Here is a 26,393-nt window from a genome sequence, read left to right as displayed (position 1 = left end):
CGCAATTCTTTCAATTTGAGGTGCAGAATATCTAAGTTTGCTGTTCTTTAATAATCTACTTTTTTAATTGTTTGTTTAGGATATTGAAATATGAAGTTCCTGAAAGCGTCTTTTTTGTCGGGTATTTCTGTGGCGGTGAAGTCGGCAGGGAGCTTTGTTATCAATAAACTGGTAGCTGTCTTTTATGGGCCTGATGGCATAACTTTGCTGGCGCACTTTCAAAACTTCTTGTCCATATTCCTGACTTTACCTACGGATGGTATAAACCGTGGACTGATAAAGCACTTGTCGGACAAGGAGGTCAATAACCACCGATATAGAAGTATCTTCTGGGCAGCGCTTTTATTGAACCTACTTACTTTTCTTGTCATCGCCTTAGTAGTGCTGGTTTTCCGCTCTTATTTTACTGAGCTTTTTTCAGCAGGCTTGTCCGAAGGTTTTTGGTTGATGGCTATTTTTGTGGCCATTTTGTTCCACTTGTTGAACTACTTCTTTTTGTCAGTGCTACTTTCGGCTGGCAAGCTCAAGGCGTATGTTTGGATAAATGTCCTAAGTACAGTTATTGCCGTGGGCATACTGGTGCCGGCACTTTATTCCGGCGCAACGGGACCGGTACTGCTGGCTTATGCTTTTGGCCCTCCCTCATTGTTTTGGGTAGCTATTTTATTATCCATTAAAGTGAAGCCTGTTTTACGGCTTTTAAGGGACTTTAGGCCAGAGTGGAAAAGTTTTAAAAGTTTATGGGGGTTTGTTTTGATGGCTGGTAGCGTGGTGGTGTTTGGCAAAACGGTGGACTTTTTTGTGAGGGATTTTGTAATAGATCGTTTTGAGCTGTTTCAAACAGGGTTGTGGCAGGGAGTGGCTAAGTTTTCAGATTATTATTCTGTGGCTTTTGTTACCATTATTTCAACGGTTTATTATCCTAAAGTTTCAGAAATTATCAATGACAAAGCCGCATTGAGCGCTTATGTAAGGCATGTTATGAAAGTGCTGACGCCTATATTGGCCGTAGGTTTGCTGGTGATCTATTTCCTGAGGGAATTTATCTTAGAGCTTTTTTTTGATACACGCTTTAAGGAAGGCGCGTTTTTAATGGATTACCAGTTGCTGGGAGATTTCTTCAAGATGCTTTCATATATCCTTTCATTCATTATAAGTGCACAAGCGCGAACATGGCTTTTTATATGGTCCCAGGCAGCATCAGCAGCTTTGTACGTGGTACTGATTCTTATTGCCACCGAGTTGTGGGGACTGGAAGGACTGACCATTGCCCATGCTATCCGTTTTGCATGCTACCTGCTCTTTACTGTGGTGGTCTATAAAGGCATTGTTTTTGGGTTGAAATAAACTGTAGTGACAAGGTATGGAACTTTTTTTTACCCTTACCTATAACTATCATAATCTTCCAACATACTTAGGTAATTGTCATATCTTGTGGCGGGAAGCACGCCTTCTTCAACTTGCTTTCGAACAGCGCAGCCGGGTTCGTTAATGTGTCTGCAGTTGTGGAACTTGCACGCTCCTAGTAAGTCGCGCATTTCTGGGAAATAATGGGATAGTTCTTCATTGCCAATTTCAGCAAGTCCCATTTCCTTGATCCCTGGCGTGTCTATAATATAGGTGTTTTCTCGCAGACGGAACATTTCTGCAAAAGTGGTGGTGTGTTTTCCTTTGTTTGCAAAAGTTGATACCTCAGACGTTTTCAGGCTCAAATGTGGGGCTATCGTGTTCACCAAAGTAGACTTTCCGACACCTGAATGTCCGGACAGCAGACTGGTTTTATTATCCAGGAACTGGTCAAATGTTGCTATCCCTTCGCTGGTTTGGGTAGAAGTAAAAAGGCATTTATAGCCTATACTCTCATACATCTGGGCCAGTTCAGTTTGGTAGTTCTTAAGTTCGCCCTCTAAGATATCCTGTTTGTTGAAAACCAAAACTGCTGGAATTCGAAAAGCTTCGGCTGAAACCAGAAAACGGTCAATAAAGCCTAAAGAGGTGCGTGGAAACGAAAGGGTAACAATTAGTATCGCCTGGTCTATATTGGCTGCGATCATGTGCGAATGCCCTTTTTTATGCACAGATTTTCGAAGTATGTAATTCTCTCTAGGTAGGATGTCAGTAATGGATACCGACTCGGCCGAAGTTTCCTGTTCAAAGTCAACCCGGTCGCCTACTGCCAGTGGATTATTTACTTTCAACCCTTTAATTTTATGTTTTCCTCTCAGTCTTCCTTTATAGATGTTCTGGTTTTCGTCCATTACATCGTACCACGATCCTGTAGACTTGATTATTACCCCCTTCATATACCTTCGAAATATTTTTTACAGTAATCCATTATTCTTTGTGTACTTCCTGTGTGTTGTTTAATGAAGGCTTTGGTGCCTTCAGCTATTTGTACCCTCTTGTTGTTATTGGTGTAAAGGTCGTTAAAAATAGGTTCAAACTCCTCTAGTGAATTAACAGGGAACGCCAAGCCTTGTTTTTTCAAATCTACAGCCTCTGGAAACCTTTGGTAGCGAGGGCCAAAAAACAGTGGCATACCAAATACAGCAGCTTCCAATATATTGTGAAGTCCCTTACCAAACGCACCGCCGATAAAGGCATAGTCTGCGTATTGGTACAATGACGATAACATACCAATATTGTCAATAAAGAGAATGTCCGCTTCTGTAGGTTCTTGGTTTTGTATTTCAGAGAACTTAATAGACTTCTTGTTTATTCGGGAAATATAGCCGTTAATTTCTGCCTGTTTTATCTCATGTGGCGCAATAATGAGTTTTAATTCGTGCTTGAAGTTATTGATAAACGGGATCAGTACTTCCATGTCCTCCGACCAGCTACTGCCAGCGAGAAGCAGCGGCTTATTTTGACGAAACTTTTCTATAGTAGGTAGCTTAGTGGCCTGTGCCGCATTTTGACTTACCCTGTCGTATCTGGTGTCGCCAGTTACTTCAAAGTTTGAGAAATCGTTTTGGACAAGCACTTCCGCACTTTCCTGGTTTTGTAGAAATAGGGCTTCTACTTGTTGTAATACTTTTTTATAGGGGGTGGCCAGTTTTTTAAAATAAATCTGGTTGTGTCTGAATAGGCAGGAAATGGCTACGACTGGTACATTGCGGTTATGCAATTCTCTGAGGTAGTTGTACCAGAAATCATATTTAGTAAAAAAAGCCAAAGAGGGGTTGACAATATCTAGGAAATGTTTGGCATTTTTACTAGTGTCGGCAGGCAGGTAAAACACATAATCGGCATGCTGGTAGTTTTTTCTTACCTCATAACCTGATGGAGAAAAGAAGGTGAGGATGACGGAGGTATCGGGGTAGTTATTTTTGATGTTTTCCAGTACCGGTCTTGCTTGTTCAAATTCGCCCAAAGATGCGGTGTGGAACCAGATTTTACGTTTGGTGTCACTGGCGAGTTGTTGAGAAATCTTTTGAAAAACTCCCTGTCTGCCTTTTTTCCAAAGTCTTGCTTTGGGATTAAAAAAGGCTGCTACCGATACGGCTATAGTGTAAAAATGAATAGATGTTTCGTAAAGTGTTTTGAACACGGTATACTTGAGTTAGTAAGTGTAAATTTAAAACAAATTAGGTGTTTTATTTCATTGCGAAAACAAAAAAAAAGAGCTACATCAAATGCAGCTCTTTTTTTGTTAATATAACCGTAACTTATCTAGAAGCTAAATATTTAGAAACACTTTCTTTTGTAGCTTCCATGGCTTCTTCGCCTTCTTCCCAGTTAGCAGGACAAACTTCACCATGCTTTTCGTGGTGCTGAAGAACGTCTACCATTCTCAATGTCTCATCAACATTTCTACCTAATGGCAGGTCGTTGATGGTTTCATGTCTTACGATACCGTGCTTGTCAATAAGGAATGTTCCTCTTAGGGCTACCGGAGTTCCTTGGAAAACAAGTTGACCTTCTTCATTATAATCCCAGTCACCAGCAAGAACACCATAGTTAGTAGCAATGGTCTTAGCAACGTCAGCTACAATTGGGTATGTAACACCTTCTATTCCTCCTTGGTCTTTTGGTGTAGCTAACCAAGCAAGGTGAGAGTTTTCTGTGTCAGTAGAACATCCAACAACTGCTACATTTCTTTTTTCAAATTCTGGAAGTAACTCCTGGAACTTAAGGATTTCAGTTGGACAAACAAAAGTAAAGTCTTTAGGATAGAAGAAGAAAACTACTTCTTTTTTTCCAAGATATTGCTCAAGAGAGAAGTCCTCCACGCATTCTTCTCCGTTAATAGCAGCTGGAGCAATAAATGAAGGGGCTTTTTTTCCTACAAGTGTCATTTGTAATATATTTTAAGTTAAAAATAAGAGAATTAAGTAATTTTTATTTCTTTGCCAGGATCATTTTTGCTACCGCTAATCTGTATCCTGATATCTTTAATGTTAAAGTTGTTTATGTTTTTCTTTTTAAAGTAAGCCTGAATGATCTCGTCTAATTGGGCATCTTCAAAATCTATGATTTCTTTTGTATTGGTGCAATATATATGGTTGTGATAGTCCATATTGGCATCGTACCGTTGTTGTCCTTCTGGCGATAGCACTTTGTCACATAGTCCAGTATTAACAAAAGTATCTAAGGTTTTATATACCGTTCCTAAAGAAATACTCGGATTATTAGGTTTGACATATTCGTAAATCTGCTCCGCAGAAGGGTGATTGTTAAGTTGCCACAATGCCTCATAGATAACTATCCTTTGGTGTGTCACCTTGATGCCGGCACCAGCCAGTTTTTCTTTAAGCTCATTATAAGAAAATGTTTTATCTGAGGCATTCATAATCCTTACTAAGTGATAATAATTATTATCTAAAGGCAAATATAAAGTGATTTGTTCACTTTGTGTAATTTTTTAGAAAATTATTTGTAAGTGTTTGTATTGTAATGGGTTATTTGGGGTGGTGATGTTTGTGAAAGCAAAGGGCTGTCAAAAAAAAGTTATTTGATGTTGAATATTGCTTTTATTGCTAAAACACTATTGATTTTTTTGATGCCAGTCAGGTTTTTAAAGCTGTCTTGGTCAGCGTTTTTGGGGTTTATAAAACCTAGCACTAGTACGAGGAACAGGACGATGATCTTTATTAAAAAAATAATGTTCTTTTTTTCAGGTACGCTCATGATAGCCTGTTCATATTTGTTAAAATGAATCAGAAAAAAGTTTTATAAGTGCTAATCTATGGCAATTATAGTAAAATTTTTATAAAATGTATAATGATTCTTTGTAATTCTTGTATAATTTTAACCCATATTATGCAATAGGGTTCGTGGTGAGGGGCAAAACAACAAACAATCAGCGCATTTATGTCGCAAAGTAGCCCTATGGTTTAAGAAATAAATGCGAGCAAGCGCTGCTTTGAAGTTGGTTTGCCACATAATAGAAGTTCCTGTTGCATATTTCGCGTTAAACTTGTCAATAACGATAAAAGCAATATCCTTAGATCAAAAAAATAATGATGGTATGGTAAAAGTATTATTTGTCTGTTTGGGAAATATTTGTCGTTCTCCTATGGCAGAAGGTGTTTTTCAGCGTCTTGTGGAACAAAGAGGGTATATGGGCAAGATTTTGTGTGACTCTGCTGGCACATCTGGCTGGCACATTGGTAAACTGCCTGATTCGCGCATGAGGGGAACTGCTCATAGGTATGGTATTGAGCTTACCCATAAAGGAAGACAATTAACTCCGTCAGACTTGCAAGAATTTGATTATATGGTAGCTATGGACAAAAGTAATTTTAACGACATCCGTGGTTTAGAAAACCAATGCAATGGTGTTAAATGTAAGTTTTATATGATGCGACAGTTTGACACTGTGAAAGACTCGGAGGAAGTGCCTGATCCTTATTATGGCGGAGATGATGGGTTTACAGAGGTATATGAAATTTTAGATAGAAGCTGCAGGAACTTTTTAGAACATGTGGTTAAAGAAAATAACCTTTAAAGCCTATGGCTACTGAGCATGATTTAAATTTATTGTTGTCAGCGCTTTTTAACAAGCCTTATGAAACATATAAGTATAGCCACTTAAGCGGCGGGTGTATCAATACTGTTTACTTGGCAGATGGAGGGGGCAATAAATATGTGGTTAAGGTAAATGATCTTGATAAAGAGGATATGTTCCGGGCTGAAGCGGCAGGGGTAAAGGAACTAGGCAAAGCCAATGCGGTGAAGGTACCAGAGATTATAGCTTGGGGTACGCATGGTAGTTTTTCTTATATTCTCATGGAGTATGTGGTGCCTGGTGTGCCTAATAAGGATTATTGGGAAAACCTTGGGCGGTGTTTGGCCAAACAGCACCAAGTCCACGGTGATTTCTATGGTTTTCTTAAGGACAACTATATTGGCTCTTTGCATCAGGAAAATGAGGTTTCTGACGACTGGTTCAGCTTTTTTATTAATAAAAGGTTACAGCCGCAAGTGAGATTGGCTTTGGCTAATGGTAAATTAAATGGAAAGGATGCTGATAAGTTTAGTAAGCTTTACACCCGATTGCCTAGTTTATTGGTAAAGGATAAACCTGCTTTACTACATGGAGATTTGTGGAGTGGAAATGTGGTTACGGCTGACAGTGGCTATGCCGCATTAATAGATCCGGCAGTATATTATGGACACCGGGAAATAGAATTGGCTTTTACAAAATTGTTTGGTGGTTTTGGGCCAGGGTTTTATGCAGCTTATCAAGAAACAAATCCGGTTGAGTATGGATTTGAAGGCCGAAGTGATATCTATAACTTGTATCCGCTATTGGTTCATGTAAACCTTTTTGGCGGTAGTTATATCAATTCGGTCAGGAGCATACTCAACCGGTTTGTCTAAAATGGATTATTTGCCTGCCGATGACTTTTTCTTTTCGCCTTTGGCCGCAGCTTTCTTCTCTTTAGGCGCTGCTTTTTTAGCTTCTGGTTCTTCTTTAGCTGGCTTGTCTTCCGTTTTTGCTTTTTCTTCTTTTTTAGCTTCAAAAGCTTCTGGAAGATATTCGCTAACGATGTTGTACCAAGCTACTAGCTTTTTTATGTCCGAAACATACACCCGCTCTTCGTCAAAATTAGGCAGAACTTCTTCTAAAAGGTCTTTCAGTTCCTGGTTAGAAGCTTTCTTGGGATCAAGATCTATTTTCTTGCCTTTCTTTTCATAAATACTGGCAAATACATCTTCAAGTGGGGCAGAACCTTCCTGATCTGTTGTGTAAATAGAAATCTCTTTTAATAGACTTACCCTATTATTGGCAGTTGCTATTATTTTGTTTTTCTGCTCATCCAACGTTTCCAGGATAACACCATTACGGGTAGGTTTTACCACTTTAAAAAGTCCGCCTTTACCGGATACTGAAGCTATGTCTTTAAGATCCATTTATTTTAACGTGTTTTTTTGATTAGCTTAATCAAAGTTTAAATTTAATTGGAATAGAGGTTTCAAACCTATAACCAGGAGCATTGAACTGTAGTTCTTTTACAATCCTTTTTGCCTCATCTCCACAGCCGCCTCCTATATTTTTAACTACTTTTATATTACTTACTGTTCCGTCTGCTTCAATTACAAAGTTTACAATGCATTCGCCCTGGACTCTATTTCTCTTGGCCATTGGTGGATAAACCATGGTTTCATAAATAAAAGCGACCAACGAGTCTTGTCCTCCAGGGTAATATTCTGCAGAAGGAATGTCTTTACCTGATTGTGCAAAAGAACTAAAAGATAAAGCGAAAAGGAAACAGGCTACGATTATTTTTTTCATGTTTGTCTATAATATTGGTTGATAAAACCAAAGTTAATAAAAAATATAAGAAAAGTTATAAAAAATATGCTTTTCATGCACTTTGTATTGCATTAACTATATAGGAGATGATTTGTTCTTTTCCTTCTCCTGTTTCTGAAGAGGATCTGAAATGTTCAGGAAATTCCACCCAGTCCTTCTGCATCTCCTGTAAAAAAGCATTTACATTGCTGGTGGTTTTTGAATTGGACTGCTTGTCTGTCTTGGTAAATATGATTGACAATGGAATACCTTGTTCTCCCAGCCATCTGATAAAGTCGAGGTCGATGTTTTGTGGGGGTATTCTCGAATCAACCAGTACAAATACACAAAACAGGTTTTCCCGGTTCAAAAGGTAAGCCCTGATCATTTTCTCCCATTCTGCTCTTTTCGCTTTGCTTATTTTTGCCCATCCATAGCCTGGCAAGTCTACCAGATACCACTGCTCATCTATTAAAAAGTGGTTGATAATCTGTGTTTTACCTGGACGACCTGAAGTTTTGGCTAGTTTCTTTTGGTTGGTCAGCATGTTTATGAGTGAGGACTTTCCAACATTGGACCTGCCTATAAAGGCAAACTCTGGTTTATTCGGTTCTGGGCACTTTTTATATTCTGTTGTACCAGAGATATATCTTGCTGTTTTTATCATAGTTTTGTTTTCCTTTAAGCTTATGCTTACTTGTTCTTTGGTGAAAAATAAAATATATTTATCTTTCGTTTTATTTGTAATAATTTAATTTATAAAAATTAAATAATGTTGATCCACAGGTGGTTGAAATGCCTTTTTTTATTGGTTTCTTTTAGTTTTCTTCTTTCAGAAAATGCTTTGTCACAATCTGCTCGGAGTTTAAAAAAAGAAGCTAAACAAGCTTTTAAACTAGCAGAGTATCATGATGCGCTGCAAATATACCTAAAACTTGATAGTTTTAAGCCAGATAACCCATTTTATCTGGCAAGGATCGGTACTTGTTATTTGTTTGGGTCGCCCAAAACGAAGGCTGCGGCATATTTTGAAAAAGCGCGCAGTTTAGGGTATAAAGGGGATGAATTGGACTTGTATCAGGCAAAAGCTTACCATTTTAGCCATCAGTTTGAAAAAGCCATCGCATTGTATGAAAAGGCGTTAAGCAAATTTGATCCTGAAAAAGAGGAAGGCGATGTGGCCATGATCGAACGGAACATTCAAATGTGTCGGACAGGAATAGAATTGGTCAGGGACTCTCTAAATGTGGAGATCCACAACTTGGGACCAGTTATTAACAGCCGGTACCCTGAGTATGCCCCTGTCATTTCTGTCGATGAGCAGACGCTGATTTTTACTTCCCGTAGGCCTGGTACTACAGGAAATAGCAAAGATGTTATGACCGACCAGTACTTTGAAGATATTTATATAAGCCATAAAGATTCTTCAGGTGCATGGGGAGAGCCTCAAAATATAGGTGGAAATATCAATACTGGCGGACATGATGCTTGTATTGGGATGTCGCCTGATGGGCAGATGCTTTTTATTTATAAAGATGTCGGTATGGGCGACATTTATTATAGTACGCTTAAGGGGGCGGAGTGGAGCAAGCCAAAGAAAATGGGCGGAATTATCAATACGCCTAAAAGCTGGGAACCTAGCGCCAGTATTACTGCCGATGAGAAGACAATATTTTTTACCAGCGATAGAAAAGGCGGTCATGGTGGAACAGATATTTATATGGCTGTAAAAGATGATGACGGGTCATGGGGACCACCTAAAAACTTGGGACCTACCATCAATACTCCGTTTGATGAAGATGCGCCTTTTATCCACCCCGACGGAAAAACCTTATATTTTAGCTCAAGGGGGCATAATACCATGGGGGGATATGATATTTTTGTCTCCGAGTATTTTGCAGAAGCTGATAGTTTTTCTGCTCCTGTTAATATTGGGTACCCTATCAATACAGCAGATGACGATATTTTCTTTGTATGGTCTGCCGACGGAAGCCGTGGGTATTTTTCATCGGTTAGGGAAGAAGGGTATGGGGACAAAGACTTATATGTGGTCCATAGGCCTAAGCCTAAAGTATCTCTGATAGTTTTAAAAGGTAAAGTGTTCTCAGAAGAAACGGCAAAGCCTGTAGGTGCGGATATAACTGTAACGGACAATGAAACGAATGAGGTAGTTAACCAATTTAACGCCAACAGCCATACAGGTAAATATACTGTTATTGTACCTCCAGGAAAAAACTATGGCGTGTCAATTGAGGCTGCGGGATACCTTCATTTTTCGGAAAACATTTTCATTCCCGAAAAAGAGGATTACCATGAACTGGTCAAAGATTTCTACCTAGAGCCAATTTCGGAGGGGAGCAGAATTGTGCTGAAAAATGTTTTCTTTGATTCGGATAAGTATGTGCTGAAGAATTCATCTCATGCAGAACTAGACCGTATTGCTAAGCTGCTGATAAATGAACCAGATGTTTTTGTGGAAATTGCCGGCCATACCGATAACATAGGAAATGAAGCTTACAATCAAGAGCTTTCGGAAAAAAGGGCTGCTTCTGTGGTAGACTACCTGGTAAGTAAAGGTATAGAAAAACATAGAATGGTGCCGATCGGGTATGGCGAAAAGTTTCCGGTGGCCACCAATCAGGATGAGGAAGGGAGGCAGCAAAACCGAAGAACTGAGATGATTGTTATTGAGGATCCGAAGAAAGCTGAGGGTGGCAAAGGGTATTATTATTCTTTGCCTAAAGAATAACCTAGTAAAAATTTGGGCTATGCAAGGGGGTTATTGCATAGCCTTTACTTTTATCTCAAGTTTTTGATTTGTTCCAGTGCTTCTGCTGAAGTGTGTACCGGTAGTTTGCATGTTTTGTCAACACACACATAGATAGTGGTTTTGTTGTTGATAGCAATGCGGTTTTTTAGCAGTGGTAGCGTACTTTTTTCTTTCGTTCCACATATTACCATCGACGGGATAAACGCACTGTCTATTTCCTTTCTTATATTGTTGAAATCAGGGCCTACGATGACGACTTCCGCTATGGGGCTGCTTAGTGTAACAAATAATGATGCCCAGTTCGAAAGGAAGTCAGGGTCTGTCGTAAGGATATTCTTAGTACGAGAAAGCATTTTATAGCTGAGGTCAATATAATCTGCTTTGTCCAGTATTTTACCCAACCACAGTAGGTTTTCTGCCATTACCGAGTTTGACGCAGGGATTACATTGTCAAATATTTCTTTTTTTCTGGCAATGAGCTTCTCTGATTCGATGTCTGTAAAATAGAAGAGTTCTTCTACTGGGTCAAAGAAGTTTTTCATGACATAAGACATGTGCTTATCTGCCAATTGTAGCCAGTCTTCTTTTCCAGTAGCTTGATATAGGGCTATGTAGGCTTTTATGACCAGTGCATAGTCTTCCAAATACCCTTCCTGCGAAGCTTTCCCGTCTTTATATGTGTGAGAAATTCGGTCTTCTCTTGATAGTTTGTCCTTAATGAAATTGGCATTTTGTAGGATTAAATCCAGCAGCTCGTCTTGTTTTAGAAACCTGTAGGCATCAATCAAGCCTTTGAGCATAATACCATTCCACGAGGCCAAAATTTTATCGTCAGTCCCTGGTTTTTCCCTTTGTTCTCTTACGTCAAGCAATAGCCGGAGCCACTTTTCTTTAAGCGCTTTTAATTCCTCTGGAGACAGGCTGTGTTTGTTGGAAAATGCTTTATCGGAAAGGGTTTTGTGGAGGATGTTCTTTTCTTGCTCCCAGTTGCCCCTCGTTTGGATGTTGTAATAATCCTTGAACAACTCAAAGCTATCATTGGGGATGATGTGTTTTAATTCTTCTGCCGACCATACATAATACTTTCCTTCTTCGCCTTCGCTGTCAGCATCAAGTGCAGAGTAGAAGCCGCCTTCCTCGCTGGTCATTTCTTTTTTTAGCCACTCTATGCTTTGTAGCACGATGCTTTTATAATTGTTGTCTTTGGTTACCGCATAAGCTTGGGAATACAGGCTTATCAGTTGTCCATTGTCATAGAGCATTTTCTCAAAGTGGGGGACCAGCCAGTTTTCGTCTGTCGAGTATCGGGCAAAACCGCCGCCTGCCTGGTCATATATCCCGCCATAGGCCATTTTGTCTAATGTGAGCTTTAGGTGCCTTAGCGCCTCCTCTTTGCCTGTCTTTAGGTAATAACGCAGTAGAAAACCATAGATAGAAGGCATGGGGAACTTCGGTTCTGTGCCAGTGCCTCCCCATTTACCGTCGAAGTTTTTGGCTAAGTTTTCATAAGCTTTGTCAAGGTCGCTCGGATCTAAAGTTTCAGAAGTGTCGGATAGGCCGTATTTGGTGACTTCACTATGTCTTAGAACTTTGGTGAACTCTTCTGCAGAAGTTTCAAGTTCTTCTCTGTTGTTTTCAAAAGCCTTGCTGATTTGTTTTAACAAGTGCGTCCAATGGGCTGGAGGAAAGTAAGTACCGCCATAGAAAGGCTTGGTGTCCGGCATTAAAAAAACATTTAAGGGCCAGCCTCCATTAATGTTCATCGCCTGTACCGCATCCATATAAACCTGGTCTATGTCAGGACGTTCTTCTCTGTCTACCTTAATGTTGACAAAGTGCTCATTCATCAACTCGGCTACCTCTTCGTCTTTAAATGACTCCTTCTCCATAACATGGCACCAATGGCAGGCAGAGTAACCAATACTTACTAGGATGGGCTTGTTTTCTTCTTTTGCTTTGTTCAGTGCCTCATCGCCCCATGGATACCAGTCTATAGGGTTATAAGCATGTTGTTGCAGGTAAGGACTGCTTTCTTCAACTAGTCTATTGGCCTTTTGAATGCCTGAAGGATTTTTTTTTGGTTCGTTATTGGTCATACAAGCAGAAAAGTTATGGATAGTAAAGAAAAATTTGCTCAGGAAATCTTTTTCCTAATGGTTTCAAGCTCTTCAGAGACATCAAATTCTTGTTTAAAACCTTTTATTTTTTGTAATGTTTCATTCAAGAACTTTTTATGTGCTACTGAGTCCGGGTGAAAGGGTTTATGGTGTATGGCTCTTACCACTTTCTCCCAGTCTTTTATAAGTTTACGGGTTTTTTCAGACATATAAGTCTCTTTAAACTTTTCCCATATATATTTTTCGGCTACAGGGTCAGGGTGTATCATATCTTCTTTGTAAAAGCGGTAATCCCGCAGATCATCCATCATTATTTCATACGAAGGAAAATAATACACGTCACTGTAGCTTTTTGTGATTTCATATATTGCATACCTAAGTATAGATTTGCTGACCGAGTTTAGCTCCATCGTGTCTTTGATATGCCTGACAGGACTAATAGTAAAGAGGGTTTTGACTTTAGGGTTAATCTTTTTTAGGTTGCTATAGAACTGGTCAAAAGCAGAAAGAATGGCGCTGGGATCTAACAGCTTCTTATTAAAGTTTTTGGCCGGAAGTTTATGGCAATTGGCTACTATATGTTCTTGTCCGGTGAGCTCATAGACAAAAGATGTACCAGGAGTTATGGTAACTAGGTCTGCATTTTGTATGGTATTGGAAGCCATTTGTGTAATAGAAGAAATTCGCTTAACAAGGGCTTCTTTGCTGCTTTCCCATATTTCAGAGTGCAGGTCAAAATGGTACCAGATCCCGTCTCTCTCGAGTAATAGATCTTCAGTCGGTGATTGGTTCAGCGTAGCTTGGTTTAATAATCTAAAAAGAGAAACCGGATTATAGATTATACCAAAAGGGTTAATTGTTGTTGGGAATTTGTTGTCGCGCAGAAGCGTACCTATCACATTTGAAAAGCATGAACCAGCCGTTACTATGTTGGTTTTATGGGTGATTTGTAAAGTAGATACAGGTAGTTTTATTTCCGTTCTGAACATACGCACTTGCTTCTATGCGCAAACTAATAAAAATATTTGAATAAGGTGGTTGAGGTGCGTTAAACCTTGATATGAAAATTAGGAAATAAGTTGTGCCAGAGTCTAACAGATCCCTCGTTCCTCGGGATGACAGGTTATTATGAAGATTTTAATTAGCAGAAAACCAGAATTTAACCGTCATTGCGAGACGTAAGGTAGTGGTTGTTAAAGTTCCTGAGGTGAAATTTTAAGGCTTTAGTTCCTTATGAAACAATGCCGCGGCAATCTGTTGGGGTGAGCTGTGTAGGTTGATTTTTAGGAGTAATTATTATGTGCTAGTGTTTGACAGGTCTATAAATTATCCTTTAATCACCTATTGAGCTAACGTAACCTATGGTTCATTCTCCACTTTTTCTTACCTTTTTTGCTTGTCCAAAAAAGGTAACCAAAAAAAGACACTATGGCTGAAAGGCATATTGCCACGCACTAAACGCACAATCCCGCCCTGCCAAAAAATGCCTTAACTGACGATTCATTGTCAAAGGCATTATTTTATGGCGGCATTTTTAAAAATCCGGCACCCCACAAGCCGCAATATGCCCACGCCAGCCATAGAATCCCCGCCCGCCCTTAGTAGCTACCGGTCTGCTGATTATGGAGTTATTTTTTTTGTCTACTTTTCGGCTCTTACCAGTTTGGAGGTTATAGTAAGTTTTGGCTGTTAGTTTTCATGACTATGTTTTACTCATATCTTAGCCATGCCGATAAAAAATCGGCACTACAATCATAATTTTATAATATCCGTCCTTTGCTATAACACCTCTCTGCAAAACTTTAAACAGATGCCGGAACGGGTCCGGCAACATGGTACTTATTGTTTTACAGGGAATGGCAAACAAAATGTCAGTTTCATTATCAGTAAAATGAACTTTGGTAAGGTTGTTTTAACTAGAAAAATAAACAACATAGCTGCCTCCCCGCACCTGTTGCGGGGTCTGTTTGGGTTACAGCATGAGTGTCTTGACAATGGTAGGTGCCAGAGTCTAACAGATCCCTCGTTCCTCGGGATGACAGGTTATTATGAAGATTTTAATTAGCAGAAAACCAGAATTTAACCGTCATTGCGAGGCACAAGATAGCGGCAGGTAAAGTTCTTAGGTGTGAAATTTTAAGGCTTTAGTTTCTTATGAAACAATGCCGCGGCAATCTGGTCGGGGTGAGCTGTGTAGGTTGATTTTTAGGAGTAATTATTATGTGCTAGTGTTTGACAGGTCTATAAATTATCCTTTAATTCACCCATTGTGCTAATATAACCTATTGCTCATTCTCCACTTTTTCTTACCTTTTTTGCTTGTCCAAAAAAGGTAACCAAAAAAAGACACTATGGCTGAAAGGCATATTGCTACGCACTAAACGCACAATCCCGCCCTGCCAAAAAAATGCCTTAACTGACGATTCATTGTCAAAGGCATTATTTTATGGCGGCATTTTTAAAAATCCGGCAGCCCACAAGCCGCAATATGCCCACGCCAGCCATAGAATCCCCGCCCGCCTTTAGTAGCTACCGGACTGCTGATTATGGGATTATTCTTTTTGTCCACTATTCGGCTCTTATCAGTTTGGAGGTTATAGTAAGTTTTGGCTGTTGATTCCAGCACTATGTTTCACTCATACCTTAGCCATGCCGATAAAAAATCGGCACTACAATCATAATTTTATAATATCCGTCCTTTGCTATAACACCTCTCTGAAAAACTTCAAACAGATGCCGGAACGGGTCCGGCAACGTGGTACTTATTGTTTTACAGGGAATGGCAAACAAAATGTCAGTTTCATTATCAGTAAAATGAACTTTGGTAAGGTTGTTTTAACTAGAAAAATAAACAACATAGCTGCCTCCCCGCACCTGTTGCGAGGTCTGTTTGGGTTACAGCATGAGTGTCTTGACAATGGTAGGTGCCAGTGTCTAACAGATCCCTCGTTCCTCGGGATGACAGGTTATTATGAAGATTTTAATAGCAGAAAACCAGAATTTAACCGTCATTGCGAGACGCAAGGTAGTGGTTGTTAAAGTTCCTGAGGTGAAATTTTAAGGCTTTAGTTCCTTATGAAACAATGCCGCGGCAATCTGTTGGGGAGAGCTGTGTAGGTTGATTTTTAGGAGTAATTATTATGTGCTAGTGTTTGACAGGTCTATAAATTATCCTTTAATTCACCCATTGTGCTAATATAACCTATTGCTCATTCTCCACTTTTTCTTACCTTTTTTGCTTGTCCAAAAAAGGTAACCAAAAAAAGACACTATGGCTGAAAGGCATATTGCTACGCACTAAACGCACAATCCCTCCCTGCCAAAAAAATGCCTTAACTGACGATTCATTGTCAAAGGCATTATTTTATGGCGGCATTTTTAAAAATCCGGCAGCCCACAAGTCGCAATATGCCCACGCCAGCCATAGCCCCGCCCGCCCTTAGTAGCTACCGGACTGCTGATTATGGGATTATTCTTTTTGTCCACTATTCGGCTCTTATCAGTTTGGAGGTTATAGTAAGTTTTGGCTGTTGATTCCAGCACTATGTTTCACTCATACCTTAATCACGCCGATAAAAAATCGGCACTACAATCATAATTTTATAATATCCGTCCTTTGCTATAACACCTCTCTGCAAAACTTTAAACAGATGCCGGAACGGGTTCGGCAACGTGGTACTTATTGTTTTACAGGGAATGGCAAACAAAATGTCAGTTTCATTATCAGTAAAATGAACTTTGGTAAGGTTGTTTTAACTAGAAAAATAAACAACATAGCTGCCTCCCCGCACCTGTTGCGGGGTCTGTTTGGGTTACAGCATGAGTGTCTTGACAATGGTAGGTGCCAGAGTCTAACAGATCCCTCGTTCCTCGGGATGACAGGTTATCATGAAGGTTGTAATTAGCAGAAAACCAGAATTTAACCGTCATTGCGAGGCGACGATAGTGGTTGTTAAAGTTCTTGGTGTGAAATTTTAAGGCTTTAGTTTCTTATGAAACAATGCCGCGGCAATCTGTTTGGGGTGAGCGGTGTAGGTTGATTTTTAGGGGGGCTGACAAATTTATAATTGTCCTTTAAATCCCCCCATTGTGCTAATATAACCTATTGCTCATTCTCCACTTTTTCTTACTTTTTTTCTTGTCCAAAAAAGGTAACCAAAAAAAGACACTATGGCTGAAAGGCATATTGCCACGCACTAAACGCACAATCCCTCCCTGCCAAAAAAATGCCTTAACTGACGATTCATTGTCAAAGGCATTATTTTATGGCGGCATTTTTAAAAATCCGGCACCCCACAAGCCGCAATATGCCCACGCCAGCCATAGAGTCCCCGCCCGCCTTTAGTAGCTACCGGACTGCTGATTATGGGATTATTCTTTTTGTCCACTATTCGGCTCTTATCAGTTTGGAGGTTATAGTAAGTTTTGGCTGTTAGTTTTCATGACTATGTTTTACTCATATCTTAGCCATGCCGATAAAAAAACGGCACTACAATCATAATTTTATAATATCCGTCCTTTGCTATAACACCTCTCTGCAAAACTTTAAACAGATGCCGGAACGGGTCCGGCAACGTGGTACTTATTGTTTTACAGGGAATGGCAGACAAAATGTCAGTTTCATTATCAGTAAAATGAACTTTGGTAAGGTTGTTTTAACTAGAAAAATAAACAACATAGCTGCCTCCCCGCACCTGTTGCGGGGTCTGTTTGGGTTACAGCATGAGTGTCTTGACAATGGTAGGTGCCAGTGTCTAACAGATCCCTCGTTCCTCGGGATGACAGGTTATCATGAAGGTTGTAATTAGCAGAAAACCAGAATTTAACCGTCATTGCGAGACGTAAGGTAGTGGTTGTTAAAGTTCCTGAGGTGAAATTTTAAGGCTTTAGTTCCTTATGAAACAATGCCGCGGCAATCTGTTTGGGGTGAGCGGTGTAGGTTGATTTTTAGGGGGGCTGACAAATTTATAATTATCCTTTAATTCACCCATTGTGCTAATATAACCTATTGCTCATTCTCCACTTTTTCTTACTTTTTTTCTTGTCCAAAAAAGGTAACCAAAAAAAGACACTATGGCTGAAAGGCATATTGCTACGCACTAAACGCACAATCCCTCCCTGCCAAAAAAATGCCTTAACTGACGATTCATTGTCAAAGGCATTATTTTATGGCGGCATTTTTAAAAATCCGGCAGCCCACAAGCCGCAATATGCCCACGCCAGCCATAGAATCCCCGCCCGCCCTTAGTAGCTACCGGACTGCTGATTATGGAGTTATTTTTTTTGTCTACTTTTCGGCTCTTATCAGTTTGGAGGTTATAGTAAGTTTTGGCTGTTGATTCCAGCACTATGTTTCACTCATACCTTAATCACGCCGATAAAAAATCGGCACTACAATCATAATTTTATAATATCCGTCCTTTGCTATAACACCTCTCTGCAAAACTTTAAACAGATGCCGGAACGGGTCCGGCAACGTGGTACTTATTGTTTTACAGGGAATGGCAAACAAAATGTCAGTTTCATTATCAGTAAAATGAACTTTGGTAAGGTTGTTTTAACTAGAAAAACAAACAACATAGCAGCCTCCCCGCACCTGTTGCGGGGTCTGTTTGGGTTACAGCATGAGTGTCTTGACAATGGTAGGTGCCAGTGTCTAACAGATCCCTCGTTCCTCGGGATGACAGGTTATTATGAAGATTTTAATTAGCAGAAAACCAGAATTTAACCGTCATTGCGAGACGTAAGGTAGTGGTTGTTAAAGTTCCTGAGGTGAAATTTTAAGGCTTTAGTTCCTTATGAAACAATGCCGCGGCAATCTGTTTGAGGTAAGCGGTATAGGTTGATTTTTAGGGGTTCTGACAAATCTATTATTCTCCTTTAATCACCTATTGAGCTAACGTAACCTATGGTTCACTCTCCACTTTTTCTTACCTTTTTTTCTTGTCCAAAAAAGGTAACCAAAAACAGACACTATGGCTGAAAGGCATATTGCTACGCACTAAACGCACAATCCCTCCCTGCCAAAAAAATGCCTTAACTGACGATTCATTGTCAAAGGCATTATTTTATGGCGGCATTTTTAAAAATCCGGCACCCCACAAGCCGCAATATGCCCACGCCAGCCATAGAATCCCCGCCCGCCCTTAGTAGCTACCGGTCTGCTGATTATGGGATTATTCTTTTTGTCCACTATTCGGCTCTTATCAGTTTGGAGGTTATAGTAAGTTTTGGCTGTTAGTTTTCATGACTATGTTTTACTCATATCTTAGCCATGCCGATAAAAAAACGGCACTACAATCATAATTTTATAATATCCGTCTATAACACCTCTCTGCAAAACTTTAAACAGATGCCGGAACGGGTCCGGCAACGTGGTACTTATTGTTTTACAGGGAATGGCAAACAAAATGTCAGTTTCATTATCAGTAAAATGAACTTTGGTAAGGTTGTTTTAACTAGAAAAACAAACAACATAGCAGCCTCCCCGCACCTGTTGCGGGGTCTGTTTGGGTTACAGCATGAGTGTCTTGACAATGGTAGGTGCCAGAGTCTAACAGATCCCTCGTTCCTCGGGATGACAGGTTATTATGAAGATTTTAATTAGCAGAAAACCAACATTTAAGCGTCATTGCGAGGCACAAGATAGCAGTAGGTAAAGTTCTTAGGTATGAAGTTTTGCGCCTTTAGTTCCTTATGAAACAATGCCGCGGCAATCTGTTGGGGTGAGCTGTGTAGGTTGATTCACGGTGATTGATTAGTCAAAAATATTAGGATGGTATTAGTGTCTTGCCAGGGGAGGGGATAAACAAAAAAAGCCCTTTCGAATGAAAGGGCTTTTGCAAAAATATTATCTCGCTAAAAGTTAGGCAGGAACAACTTTAAACTTAACCTCTTGCTTCACTTCTTTATGAAGGTCAACAATGGCAGTATATTCTCCTACTTCTTTTATCTCAGAGCTGAAAGATATTTTCTTTCTGTCTACATTAAAACCTTTTTCTTTAAGTGTGTCAGAAATTTGAAGCGTAGTAATAGCACCAAATATTTTGCCAGTTTCACCTACTTTTGCAGGGATGTCAAGAGAAACACCGTCTAGTTTCTTAGCAATTTCTTCAGCTTCAGTCTTCACTTTTTCTGCTTTGTGAGCAGCTTGCTTCAGATTTTCAGCAACAACTTTTCTATTAGATTCATTGGCAATAATTGCAAATCCTTGTGGGATCAGATAGTTTCTGCCATAGCCTGGTTTTACTTTAACGATATCGTTTTTGTAACCCAGTCCTTTAATATCATCTTTTAATATAACTTCCATAATACCCGATTATTTTAATGAATCTGTTACATAAGGTAAAAGTGCCAAATGTCTGGCTCTTTTAACAGCCTGGGCTACTTTTCTTTGAAACTTTAGACTAGTTCCGGTAAGCCTTCTTGGAAGTATTTTGCCCTGGTCGTTTACAAACTTTAACAAGAAGTTTGCATCCTTGTAATCAATATATCTGATACCGTTTTTTTTGAACCTGCAGTATTTCTTTCTGTTTTCGGTTCTGTTTATTGGCTCGTTTACTAGTGTCATACTTTTTCCTCCTGTTTTTCAGCTGATTTTCTGAATTCTCCTTTTTTACGCTTGATGTTGTATTCCACAGCATGTTTGTCAAGAGCAACTGTAAGGAATCTCATAATGCGCTCATCCCGTTTAAATTCAATCTCTAGAGAGTTAATGATGTTAGTTGGGCCTTTGAACTCAAAAAGTTGGTAAAAACCAGTGTTTTTGTGATCAATTGTGTAAGCTAATTTTCTTAGCCCCCAGTTCTCTTCATTAACAATCTCGGCGCCATTGTCTGTTAGCACCTTCCTGAATTTTTCTACGGTATCCTTCATCTGTGTATCAGACAAAACGGGAGTTAAAATGAATACCGTCTCGTAGTTTCTTAATTCCATATAACAGGTTAAATTATTAATTGGGTTGCAAAGATATTGCTTTTTGATTTTATTCCCAAATATTGAATTTAAAAACTTTACCGCCTTTAAATCAAAACTTCCCGGCCAGGGGCACAGGAAGTTTTATTATGTTTATTTTACGATAAATTCAGATTCGCCTATCTTAAAACCATCGGCAAAAAGCTCTATTTTATGCTTGCCTGGTTTCCAAGGGCTGCCTTTGATATAGTCAAAGTTGACTTTTTCGTTCTGGTTGGCAAAAAGAATACTTTTTTTATCGGTATAGAATTTTTCTTTTCCTTCATGCATAAAGGTGCCACCTCCTGTATTTAGGTCAAACAAACAAGATCCGTCAGGGGCTATCAATCTCATCATGACATCTTTGGCTTCATGTTTGGCCACTCTGTTTTCTCCCAACCTGAACTTGACCCGTAGGATATGGATGTGCTTGGCCTTTATCTCGCTGCCATCTTTAAGTTTGTCTTTTGGCGTAATAGCTTCTATGTTGATGTTTTCTGCTTCTAGCACAGAGGCTTCTGCTACTTTCTTTGCCAACTCTTCTTTGGACATGGCCAAGTTTCTGATAGAGTCTTCTTTGGCAATTACTTTTAGCTCCAGTCCTTGCTTTTGCTCAAAAAGTGCATCTCTTTGCGCAGTCAATTCGGCAATTTTTTCTTCAGAAGCTTCCAACAGTTCCTTATAGCCTTCAGCTCTTTCTTTGTACTGGCGCATAATCCGTTGTGCCGCAGAAGCATCTTTTCTTAGCTTATCTTTGTCGTTTTCAAGCTCAAGTATGATCGCATTAAGTTCATCAACATTTCCGCCAAGTTCAGCTATACGGCTTCTGCTTTCCTCCAATTGTCTTTTTACAGACTCTAGGTCGCTAATGGTATTGATGATTTCCTGGTTTTTTTCAACAATAGCTTGTTCTTTGCTTTCCAATTCTTGACGCTGTGTGTAATTGAAAAACAGTGACACGCCATTGATGGATAGTAAAATTATAACCAGTGCTATGATAAGCCCTTTTTTGTTTCCAGAGACAGATTGTTTTTTTTCGTCAGCCATTCTAGTATTCGTGATTTACAGCTAATTATTTAAAAGTGCGTAAAATTATATATTTATGAAAGATATATCAATTAATATTGTCAAACGTTTCATTTCAAATTAACGTTCATCTTATATGACTCATGATAAGGAATATTGGGAAAAGCGATATGCAGACGACCTTACCGGTTGGGACACAGGGGCTGCTACTCCTCCTATTAAAAACTACATTGACCAACTTACGAACAAAGATATTTCTATTCTTGTTCCCGGATGTGGTAATGCGTGGGAGGCTGAGTACATTTATACTTCAGGATTCAAAAATGTGTTCTTGTTGGATATTGCAGAAGCACCCTTGAAAAACTTTCAAGCGCGCATGCCTGAATTTCCTGCCCACCAGTTGGTTCAAGCTGATTTCTTTAAATACAGTGGCGCATTTGATCTAATTATCGAGCAAACTTTTTTCTGTGCGCTGTCTCCTTCGCTCCGTCAGGCTTATGCTGAACAGTGTCATGCATTGCTTCGCAAAGGTGGCAAGCTGGTCGGGGTGTTGTTTAATGATGAACTGAACAAAGACAAACCGCCTTATGGTGGTTCAAAGGAAGAATATATTGACTACTTTAGTCCTTTATTTAATATTAATGTTTTTGAAACTTGTTATAACTCTATTCCTCCACGGGCTGGCAGGGAGTTATTCATAAGCCTTACAAAAAAATGAATTTTAAGATTGATAAATTAAAACACGATCATTCGGGCAACTTTTTCTTAATGGCAGGGCCATGTGCCATAGAAGGGCGTGACATGGCACTTTCTATCGCTGAAAAGGTGACACAATTATCTGACAAGTATCAGATACCCTATATCTTCAAAGGTTCCTACAAAAAAGCTAACCGCTCTCGGATAGACTCTTTTACCGGAATTGGTGATGAAAAAGCGTTGAAGATTTTAAAAGAGGTTTCGGATACCTTTGACATTCCTGTGGTGACTGATATTCACCAGCCAGAAGAAGCTGCATTGGCTGCTGAATATGTAGATGTGCTTCAAATACCTGCTTTCTTGTGCCGGCAAACTGATCTTTTGGCTGCAGCGGCAGAAACTGGCAAGGTTGTCAATATCAAGAAAGGGCAATTTATGTCTGGTCAAGCTATGCAGTTTGCCGTGGAGAAAATCAAAAGCTTGAACAATGACCGGGTTATTTTGACAGACCGTGGCAACTCTTTTGGATATACAGATTTAATTGTAGACTTCAGGAATATTCCTGAAATGCAGGCCCATGGTGTACCGGTAGTGATGGACGTTACACATTCTCTGCAGCAGCCTAATCAGTCCTCAGGGGTGACAGGTGGGCGTCCTGCCATGATTGCAACTATAGCCAAAGCTGCTATTGCTACTGGAGCGGATGGTCTCTTTATTGAAACGCATCCAGTGCCAAGCGAAGCCAAATCCGATGGCGCCAATATGCTGCCTTTGGATATGCTGGAGAACCTGCTTAAAGTGCTGGTTGATATTAGAAAAGCTGTAAAAAATTAGTTTTTTTGTATGAAGGACCTGCGCCCTATGTAGCGGTAAGGCTTACCGTACCGCTACATATTACTGTTTTTGGGTCTAGTAAGGCTTCATCAGCTCATCTACAACTTTATCCCTAAATTCCATATAAACAGGACGGAGGTTGCTGGCGGCGTCTGTGCCGTAGTTTACTAACAATGAAAAACTTTTCCCTTTGGCTGGAAAATAGTAAAGGTCCGCACTATAGGCCAGGTCTCTGCCTCTATGACCTATGCCTTGCTCTTCCGCTGGACGGTCTATGAAGTCTTTCATTACTCCGGCACCATGGTAGCGCTCTCTGTCTTCATTTGGGTGAAAGGTGTTCATCTCCTCCAATGACTCATGACTAAGTATGGCTTTATCTTTTTGCAGCAGAAGCAAAAATTTGTGTAGGTCACTTGCGGTGGCATAAATGCCATTGTACCCATGACCTGTACCTACATCGTAATCAGAAAGGTTCATGAGGGTATTGTTGTTGTACAGGTCAAAGTAACCTTGTGCTGTGTTGTTGGGAATTGCATCGTGCCAGTAATAGTAGGTTTCAGATAGACCATAGGGTTGCAGTATTTTTTCCCTTAATAAAGAGGCATGGCTTTGCCCTGTCGCTTTGTCTATGGCCATACTTAGCAGCAGTGTATTAGTATTTGAGTATTGGGCACTTGCGCCAGGTGTAAAATTTGCCGGTTTATTGTACACAAACTTAATTAAGTCCATGGCAGAATGTTTTCGCGGAGGTTGGTTTAACACATGGAGGTAAAACTCTGTGTCTGTGATGATGTCAAAAATACCTGTTTGGTGATTCATTAGTTGTCGAATCGTGACTTGTTCTATGTTAGGTATGTTGTCAACTACTTCACGAGGTAAGTAATCTTTGGCCAAGGCTTCAAGATCTAAGCGCCCTTCGTCTGCAAGCAAAAATGCCAATGTCGCCATATATGTTTTTGTCAGGCTGGCGGCTTTGGATACATGGCAAACCTGCATGGATTTGTTGCGGCTTATATCGGCTTTTCCAGCAGAGCCTGCCCATATTCCTTGGTCATCTTCGATGCGAAGTATGATCCCGGGCATCCCTTTTTCTACATAGTGATCCAGCAAGGCCTGATAAGTCTGTGCTTTAGGATGGCTGTATGCTTCTCCATTACATGGAGCGGTCTCTGAAAATCTTTTTTTGCACCCTGCAAATAGTATTGCAGAAAGGATTAATATATGAAGCGGCCTCATGACTTTCTTAAAATATTGTAAACGATACCAATATGTATGGCTGAATTAGGTAGAACAGGGACATATTGCCTCACAAAAGGGGCTTGTACCCAAAATTGGTAATCTATAAAAACCTTTAGGCCTTGGGCTTCAAAATCATATTCAGGGCCAAAGGAGAAAGAACCCATTATCTGCGGTCTTCCTAAATTGGTTTGTTTACGGTACTCCCCATTTTCAAGTACAAATACTTCTGTGTCTGGCCACGAGTGTAAATAACCCGCACCTATTCGGGTATTAAGTCCCAAGCCGCCAACAATTTTAAAACGGAAGGAAGGTTCTGTATACAGTTGGACGGCATGTTGAGAAAAGCGGTGGTAGAAGTAGCCCAGACGGAATGTTTGGTAGATGCTCACCTTTTCACGCTCTAGCCAATAGTGCAAAGTTCCTATGGAAAATCCTGGGTGTAAAGGGGTGTGGATTACGCCTGCCGTTCCAGTAAAGGGTAGGGCTGTAGCATTATTAAAAAGTGAAAGCATTAGGGGGAATCGCCGGGTTTCTGTTGAGTCCTGGGCTTTAGATACAAGTGTAAAACCAACTAATGCTATAACAATGTAAAGCTTTTTCATAATGATTGAATGTGCGGTAAATTTATGTTTTTTCCTCAATATTGCAATGCTTTAGGATTATTATGATTTTGACCTAAAGTGTTTTATTGGGTTGGGAATGATGAATGCCTTTACAAAAGTCATGTATGACTACTCGAATAATAGCGCTTATGTTTCTGGATAATTACTATTATGATTTTTTATGTAGTTTCAACATAAGGGGAGCAACTTGCTTATTTTTTAGGGACGTAATACAAAATGTTGTTTAGGTTGCTTTTTTCTAAAGAAGACCAAGCCCATGTAAAAAAGGTCTACACTAAGTCTGACATGGTCGTTATCCTTGATTTCCTGCCAAGCTTTCTGCATGCCTGATGACCAGTATATGTCATCAAAGATAAAAATGCTGTCTTGCGTTGCTTTTTGCAGGCAAATATTGAAGTAGTTTAAAGTGGCTTCATATTTATGGTTGGCGTCAAAGAAAACTAGGTCAGCCGATTTTATTTGCTGAAGGACTTGAGGTAAAGTATCGTCTATGTTTCCTAAAACGGGTTTGATGTTTACCGCATTTAGTTTTCGGAAGTTTTCTTTTGCTACTTCCAACGTTTCCGGGCAGCCTTCAAAAGTATACACTGTGGACTTTGGGGCAGCTTTGCTTAGATAAAGTGTAGTTAAGCCCAGTGAGGTTCCTAAATCTAAAATGGTGTCAGGTTGAAATCTTTCGGTTATTTTAAACAGGAGCTGTGCCAGTTTGGGCGGTTTTTCTGAGTTTTTGGCTATACTGGATATCCTTCTTGAAGTACTTTGGGTGACCCTTGAGCCAGCCCCAAAGTCGTTAATGGGTATGGAGTCCTTACGGGCAAGGAGGCTTTTTCTCAAGCCTTCTATATCTTCAAAAACGTAGTACTGTTTATCTGGAGTTATTACAGTTGTGTAGAGATCAAAAATAAAAGGGGAATGAACCGAATGCTCATTCCCTGATTTTAATAAAAACTGTATGTATCTAAGGATAATCCCTGCTGTTCCTGTCATCCTCAAAAATACACATTAATTCATTTTAAAAGGAGCTGCAAGTACAAATTCAGGAATATTGACAGGGAATTTACTGCCATCTACGATTTTTTCCATGGTATAACAGCCTTTCATTTTTCCTATTTCTGTCTTTAAGTTGCAGCCTGAAATATATTCATGCGACTGCCCTGGCTCTAGCACCGGTTGTTGCCCTACGACACCTTCACCTTCCACTTCTCTCACTAGTCCGTTGGCATCATGGATATACCAGTGCCTTCTCAGTAGTTGAATCGTATGGTCACTGGTGTTTTCAATGGTTATTTTATAAGTAAACACATAATGAAACTGACCAGGGTTTGAGTATTCTGGCTGGTAAGCTGTAACTACACTTACTTTAACTCCTTGTGTTGTTTTTGTAACCATGACGA

23 protein-coding genes are annotated in these 26,393 nt (G+C 39.8%); 6 read left to right on the top strand and 17 right to left on the bottom strand.

Annotated features, from left to right (window positions below):
* Positions 1–90 precede the first annotated feature (90 nt).
* The gene (locus tag RCC89_16660; protein WMJ74788.1) at positions 91–1,347 is read left to right on the top strand and encodes an O-antigen translocase; all 1,257 of its coding nucleotides are present in this window, start codon (positions 91–93) and stop codon (positions 1,345–1,347) included.
* Between the two features lie 35 nt (positions 1,348–1,382).
* Here the strand turns inward: RCC89_16660 and rsgA are convergent, their stop codons facing one another.
* The 4 genes from rsgA to RCC89_16640 form a co-directional block, all read right to left on the bottom strand.
* Positions 1,383–2,303: a ribosome small subunit-dependent GTPase A gene (gene rsgA, locus RCC89_16655; GenBank protein ID WMJ74787.1), complete on the bottom strand. Its 921-nt coding sequence runs from the start codon at positions 2,301–2,303 to the stop codon at positions 1,383–1,385.
* Positions 2,300–3,550 carry a glycosyltransferase N-terminal domain-containing protein gene (locus tag RCC89_16650; protein WMJ74786.1) on the bottom strand — a complete coding sequence of 417 codons (1,251 nt, stop codon included), beginning with the start codon at positions 3,548–3,550 and terminating at the stop codon, positions 2,300–2,302. Before RCC89_16650 ends, rsgA begins: the two co-directional genes overlap by 4 nt.
* A gap of 118 nt (positions 3,551–3,668) precedes the next feature.
* A complete protein-coding gene (locus tag RCC89_16645) occupies positions 3,669–4,298 on the bottom strand; it encodes a peroxiredoxin (protein ID WMJ74785.1) in 630 nt (209 codons plus the stop codon).
* 32 nt (positions 4,299–4,330) lie between these two features.
* Positions 4,331–4,792 carry a transcriptional repressor gene (locus RCC89_16640; protein ID WMJ74784.1) on the bottom strand — a complete coding sequence of 154 codons (462 nt, stop codon included), beginning with the start codon at positions 4,790–4,792 and terminating at the stop codon, positions 4,331–4,333.
* Positions 4,793–5,470: 678 nt separating this feature from the next.
* Here RCC89_16640 and RCC89_16635 point away from each other — a divergent pair.
* Together RCC89_16635 and RCC89_16630 are read left to right on the top strand one after the other, a co-directional pair.
* The gene (locus RCC89_16635; protein WMJ74783.1) at positions 5,471–5,950 is read left to right on the top strand and encodes a low molecular weight protein-tyrosine-phosphatase; all 480 of its coding nucleotides are present in this window, start codon (positions 5,471–5,473) and stop codon (positions 5,948–5,950) included.
* Between the two features lie 5 nt (positions 5,951–5,955).
* Positions 5,956–6,825: a fructosamine kinase family protein gene (locus RCC89_16630; GenBank protein WMJ74782.1), complete on the top strand. Its 870-nt coding sequence runs from the start codon at positions 5,956–5,958 to the stop codon at positions 6,823–6,825.
* 6 nt (positions 6,826–6,831) lie between these two features.
* On the opposite strand, the gene RCC89_16625 is transcribed toward RCC89_16630, so the two are convergent.
* The 3 genes from RCC89_16625 to yihA all read right to left on the bottom strand — a co-directional run bounded on the left by RCC89_16625 (position 6,832) and on the right by yihA (position 8,408).
* On the bottom strand, positions 6,832–7,359 hold the full coding sequence (locus RCC89_16625) for a DUF5606 domain-containing protein (GenBank protein WMJ74781.1): 528 nt from the start codon (positions 7,357–7,359) through the stop codon (positions 6,832–6,834).
* Between the two features lie 31 nt (positions 7,360–7,390).
* Positions 7,391–7,741, bottom strand: a complete 351-nt coding sequence (locus RCC89_16620) for an energy transducer TonB (GenBank protein ID WMJ74780.1) — start codon at positions 7,739–7,741, stop codon at positions 7,391–7,393.
* A gap of 73 nt (positions 7,742–7,814) precedes the next feature.
* The gene (gene yihA / locus RCC89_16615; GenBank protein ID WMJ74779.1) at positions 7,815–8,408 is read right to left on the bottom strand and encodes a ribosome biogenesis GTP-binding protein YihA/YsxC; all 594 of its coding nucleotides are present in this window, start codon (positions 8,406–8,408) and stop codon (positions 7,815–7,817) included.
* 105 nt (positions 8,409–8,513) lie between these two features.
* On the opposite strand from yihA, the gene RCC89_16610 reads away from it, so the two are divergent.
* Positions 8,514–10,490 (top strand): OmpA family protein, encoded by a 1,977-nt coding sequence (locus RCC89_16610; GenBank protein WMJ74778.1) that lies wholly within the window; start codon positions 8,514–8,516, stop codon positions 10,488–10,490.
* 50 nt (positions 10,491–10,540) lie between these two features.
* Here the strand turns inward: RCC89_16610 and RCC89_16605 are convergent, their stop codons facing one another.
* From RCC89_16605 to RCC89_16580, 6 genes are all read right to left on the bottom strand, one after another.
* Positions 10,541–12,607: a thioredoxin domain-containing protein gene (locus RCC89_16605; GenBank protein ID WMJ74777.1), complete on the bottom strand. Its 2,067-nt coding sequence runs from the start codon at positions 12,605–12,607 to the stop codon at positions 10,541–10,543.
* A gap of 38 nt (positions 12,608–12,645) precedes the next feature.
* Positions 12,646–13,617, bottom strand: coding sequence for a GSCFA domain-containing protein (locus tag RCC89_16600; GenBank protein WMJ74776.1), 972 nt, complete (start codon positions 13,615–13,617; stop codon positions 12,646–12,648).
* A gap of 5,876 nt (positions 13,618–19,493) precedes the next feature.
* Positions 19,494–19,937 carry a 50S ribosomal protein L9 gene (gene rplI, locus RCC89_16595; GenBank protein WMJ74775.1) on the bottom strand — a complete coding sequence of 148 codons (444 nt, stop codon included), beginning with the start codon at positions 19,935–19,937 and terminating at the stop codon, positions 19,494–19,496.
* A gap of 9 nt (positions 19,938–19,946) precedes the next feature.
* On the bottom strand, positions 19,947–20,198 hold the full coding sequence (rpsR, locus tag RCC89_16590; GenBank protein WMJ74774.1) for a 30S ribosomal protein S18: 252 nt from the start codon (positions 20,196–20,198) through the stop codon (positions 19,947–19,949).
* Positions 20,195–20,563 (bottom strand): 30S ribosomal protein S6, encoded by a 369-nt coding sequence (gene rpsF, locus RCC89_16585; protein ID WMJ74773.1) that lies wholly within the window; start codon positions 20,561–20,563, stop codon positions 20,195–20,197. The genes rpsR and rpsF overlap by 4 nt, the downstream gene beginning before the upstream one ends.
* A gap of 132 nt (positions 20,564–20,695) precedes the next feature.
* The gene (locus RCC89_16580) at positions 20,696–21,628 is read right to left on the bottom strand and encodes a chromosome segregation protein SMC (protein ID WMJ74772.1); all 933 of its coding nucleotides are present in this window, start codon (positions 21,626–21,628) and stop codon (positions 20,696–20,698) included.
* A gap of 115 nt (positions 21,629–21,743) precedes the next feature.
* Here RCC89_16580 and RCC89_16575 point away from each other — a divergent pair, with 115 nt between their 5' ends.
* Together RCC89_16575 and kdsA are read left to right on the top strand one after the other, a co-directional pair.
* A complete protein-coding gene (locus RCC89_16575) occupies positions 21,744–22,325 on the top strand; it encodes a methyltransferase domain-containing protein (protein WMJ74771.1) in 582 nt (193 codons plus the stop codon).
* A complete protein-coding gene (gene kdsA / locus RCC89_16570; GenBank protein WMJ74770.1) occupies positions 22,322–23,137 on the top strand; it encodes a 3-deoxy-8-phosphooctulonate synthase in 816 nt (271 codons plus the stop codon). Before RCC89_16575 ends, kdsA begins: the two co-directional genes overlap by 4 nt.
* Positions 23,138–23,212: 75 nt before the next feature.
* Here the strand turns inward: kdsA and RCC89_16565 are convergent, their stop codons facing one another.
* From RCC89_16565 to apaG, 4 genes are all read right to left on the bottom strand, one after another.
* The gene (locus tag RCC89_16565) at positions 23,213–24,373 is read right to left on the bottom strand and encodes a serine hydrolase (GenBank protein WMJ74769.1); all 1,161 of its coding nucleotides are present in this window, start codon (positions 24,371–24,373) and stop codon (positions 23,213–23,215) included.
* On the bottom strand, positions 24,370–24,888 hold the full coding sequence (locus RCC89_16560) for a hypothetical protein (protein ID WMJ74768.1): 519 nt from the start codon (positions 24,886–24,888) through the stop codon (positions 24,370–24,372). The genes RCC89_16565 and RCC89_16560 overlap by 4 nt, the downstream gene beginning before the upstream one ends.
* 309 nt (positions 24,889–25,197) lie before the next feature.
* A complete protein-coding gene (locus tag RCC89_16555) occupies positions 25,198–25,986 on the bottom strand; it encodes a class I SAM-dependent methyltransferase (GenBank protein ID WMJ74767.1) in 789 nt (262 codons plus the stop codon).
* Between the two features lie 15 nt (positions 25,987–26,001).
* Positions 26,002–26,388, bottom strand: a complete 387-nt coding sequence (apaG, locus tag RCC89_16550; protein ID WMJ74766.1) for a Co2+/Mg2+ efflux protein ApaG — start codon at positions 26,386–26,388, stop codon at positions 26,002–26,004.
* Positions 26,389–26,393: the final 5 nt, after the last annotated feature.

The sequence above is a fragment of the Cytophagaceae bacterium ABcell3 genome (assembly GCA_030913385.1).
Lineage (GTDB): Bacteria > Bacteroidota > Bacteroidia > Cytophagales > Cytophagaceae > ABcell3.
Note: the sequence above shows the minus strand (reverse complement) of the source record. Positions and strands in the feature narration are given on the sequence as shown.

What these genes read in the sequence shown, in the direction of transcription:
- RCC89_16660 (WMJ74788.1), top strand. Translation starts at nt 91, where the DNA reads ATGAAGTTCCTGAAAGCGTCTTTTTTGTCGGGTATTTCTGTGGCGGTG.
- rsgA (WMJ74787.1), bottom strand. Translation starts at nt 2,303, where the DNA reads ATGAAGGGGGTAATAATCAAGTCTACAGGATCGTGGTACGATGTAATG.
- RCC89_16645 (WMJ74785.1), bottom strand. Translation starts at nt 4,298, where the DNA reads ATGACACTTGTAGGAAAAAAAGCCCCTTCATTTATTGCTCCAGCTGCT.
- RCC89_16640 (WMJ74784.1), bottom strand. Translation starts at nt 4,792, where the DNA reads ATGAATGCCTCAGATAAAACATTTTCTTATAATGAGCTTAAAGAAAAA.
- RCC89_16635 (WMJ74783.1), top strand. Translation starts at nt 5,471, where the DNA reads ATGGTAAAAGTATTATTTGTCTGTTTGGGAAATATTTGTCGTTCTCCT.
- RCC89_16630 (WMJ74782.1), top strand. Translation starts at nt 5,956, where the DNA reads ATGGCTACTGAGCATGATTTAAATTTATTGTTGTCAGCGCTTTTTAAC.
- RCC89_16625 (WMJ74781.1), bottom strand. Translation starts at nt 7,359, where the DNA reads ATGGATCTTAAAGACATAGCTTCAGTATCCGGTAAAGGCGGACTTTTT.
- RCC89_16620 (WMJ74780.1), bottom strand. Translation starts at nt 7,741, where the DNA reads ATGAAAAAAATAATCGTAGCCTGTTTCCTTTTCGCTTTATCTTTTAGT.
- yihA (WMJ74779.1), bottom strand. Translation starts at nt 8,408, where the DNA reads ATGATAAAAACAGCAAGATATATCTCTGGTACAACAGAATATAAAAAG.
- RCC89_16610 (WMJ74778.1), top strand. Translation starts at nt 8,514, where the DNA reads ATGTTGATCCACAGGTGGTTGAAATGCCTTTTTTTATTGGTTTCTTTT.
- RCC89_16605 (WMJ74777.1), bottom strand. Translation starts at nt 12,607, where the DNA reads ATGACCAATAACGAACCAAAAAAAAATCCTTCAGGCATTCAAAAGGCC.
- RCC89_16600 (WMJ74776.1), bottom strand. Translation starts at nt 13,617, where the DNA reads ATGTTCAGAACGGAAATAAAACTACCTGTATCTACTTTACAAATCACC.
- rplI (WMJ74775.1), bottom strand. Translation starts at nt 19,937, where the DNA reads ATGGAAGTTATATTAAAAGATGATATTAAAGGACTGGGTTACAAAAAC.
- rpsR (WMJ74774.1), bottom strand. Translation starts at nt 20,198, where the DNA reads ATGACACTAGTAAACGAGCCAATAAACAGAACCGAAAACAGAAAGAAA.
- rpsF (WMJ74773.1), bottom strand. Translation starts at nt 20,563, where the DNA reads ATGGAATTAAGAAACTACGAGACGGTATTCATTTTAACTCCCGTTTTG.
- RCC89_16580 (WMJ74772.1), bottom strand. Translation starts at nt 21,628, where the DNA reads ATGGCTGACGAAAAAAAACAATCTGTCTCTGGAAACAAAAAAGGGCTT.
- RCC89_16575 (WMJ74771.1), top strand. Translation starts at nt 21,744, where the DNA reads ATGACTCATGATAAGGAATATTGGGAAAAGCGATATGCAGACGACCTT.
- kdsA (WMJ74770.1), top strand. Translation starts at nt 22,322, where the DNA reads ATGAATTTTAAGATTGATAAATTAAAACACGATCATTCGGGCAACTTT.
- RCC89_16565 (WMJ74769.1), bottom strand. Translation starts at nt 24,373, where the DNA reads ATGAGGCCGCTTCATATATTAATCCTTTCTGCAATACTATTTGCAGGG.
- RCC89_16560 (WMJ74768.1), bottom strand. Translation starts at nt 24,888, where the DNA reads ATGCTTTCACTTTTTAATAATGCTACAGCCCTACCCTTTACTGGAACG.
- RCC89_16555 (WMJ74767.1), bottom strand. Translation starts at nt 25,986, where the DNA reads ATGACAGGAACAGCAGGGATTATCCTTAGATACATACAGTTTTTATTA.
- apaG (WMJ74766.1), bottom strand. Translation starts at nt 26,388, where the DNA reads ATGGTTACAAAAACAACACAAGGAGTTAAAGTAAGTGTAGTTACAGCT.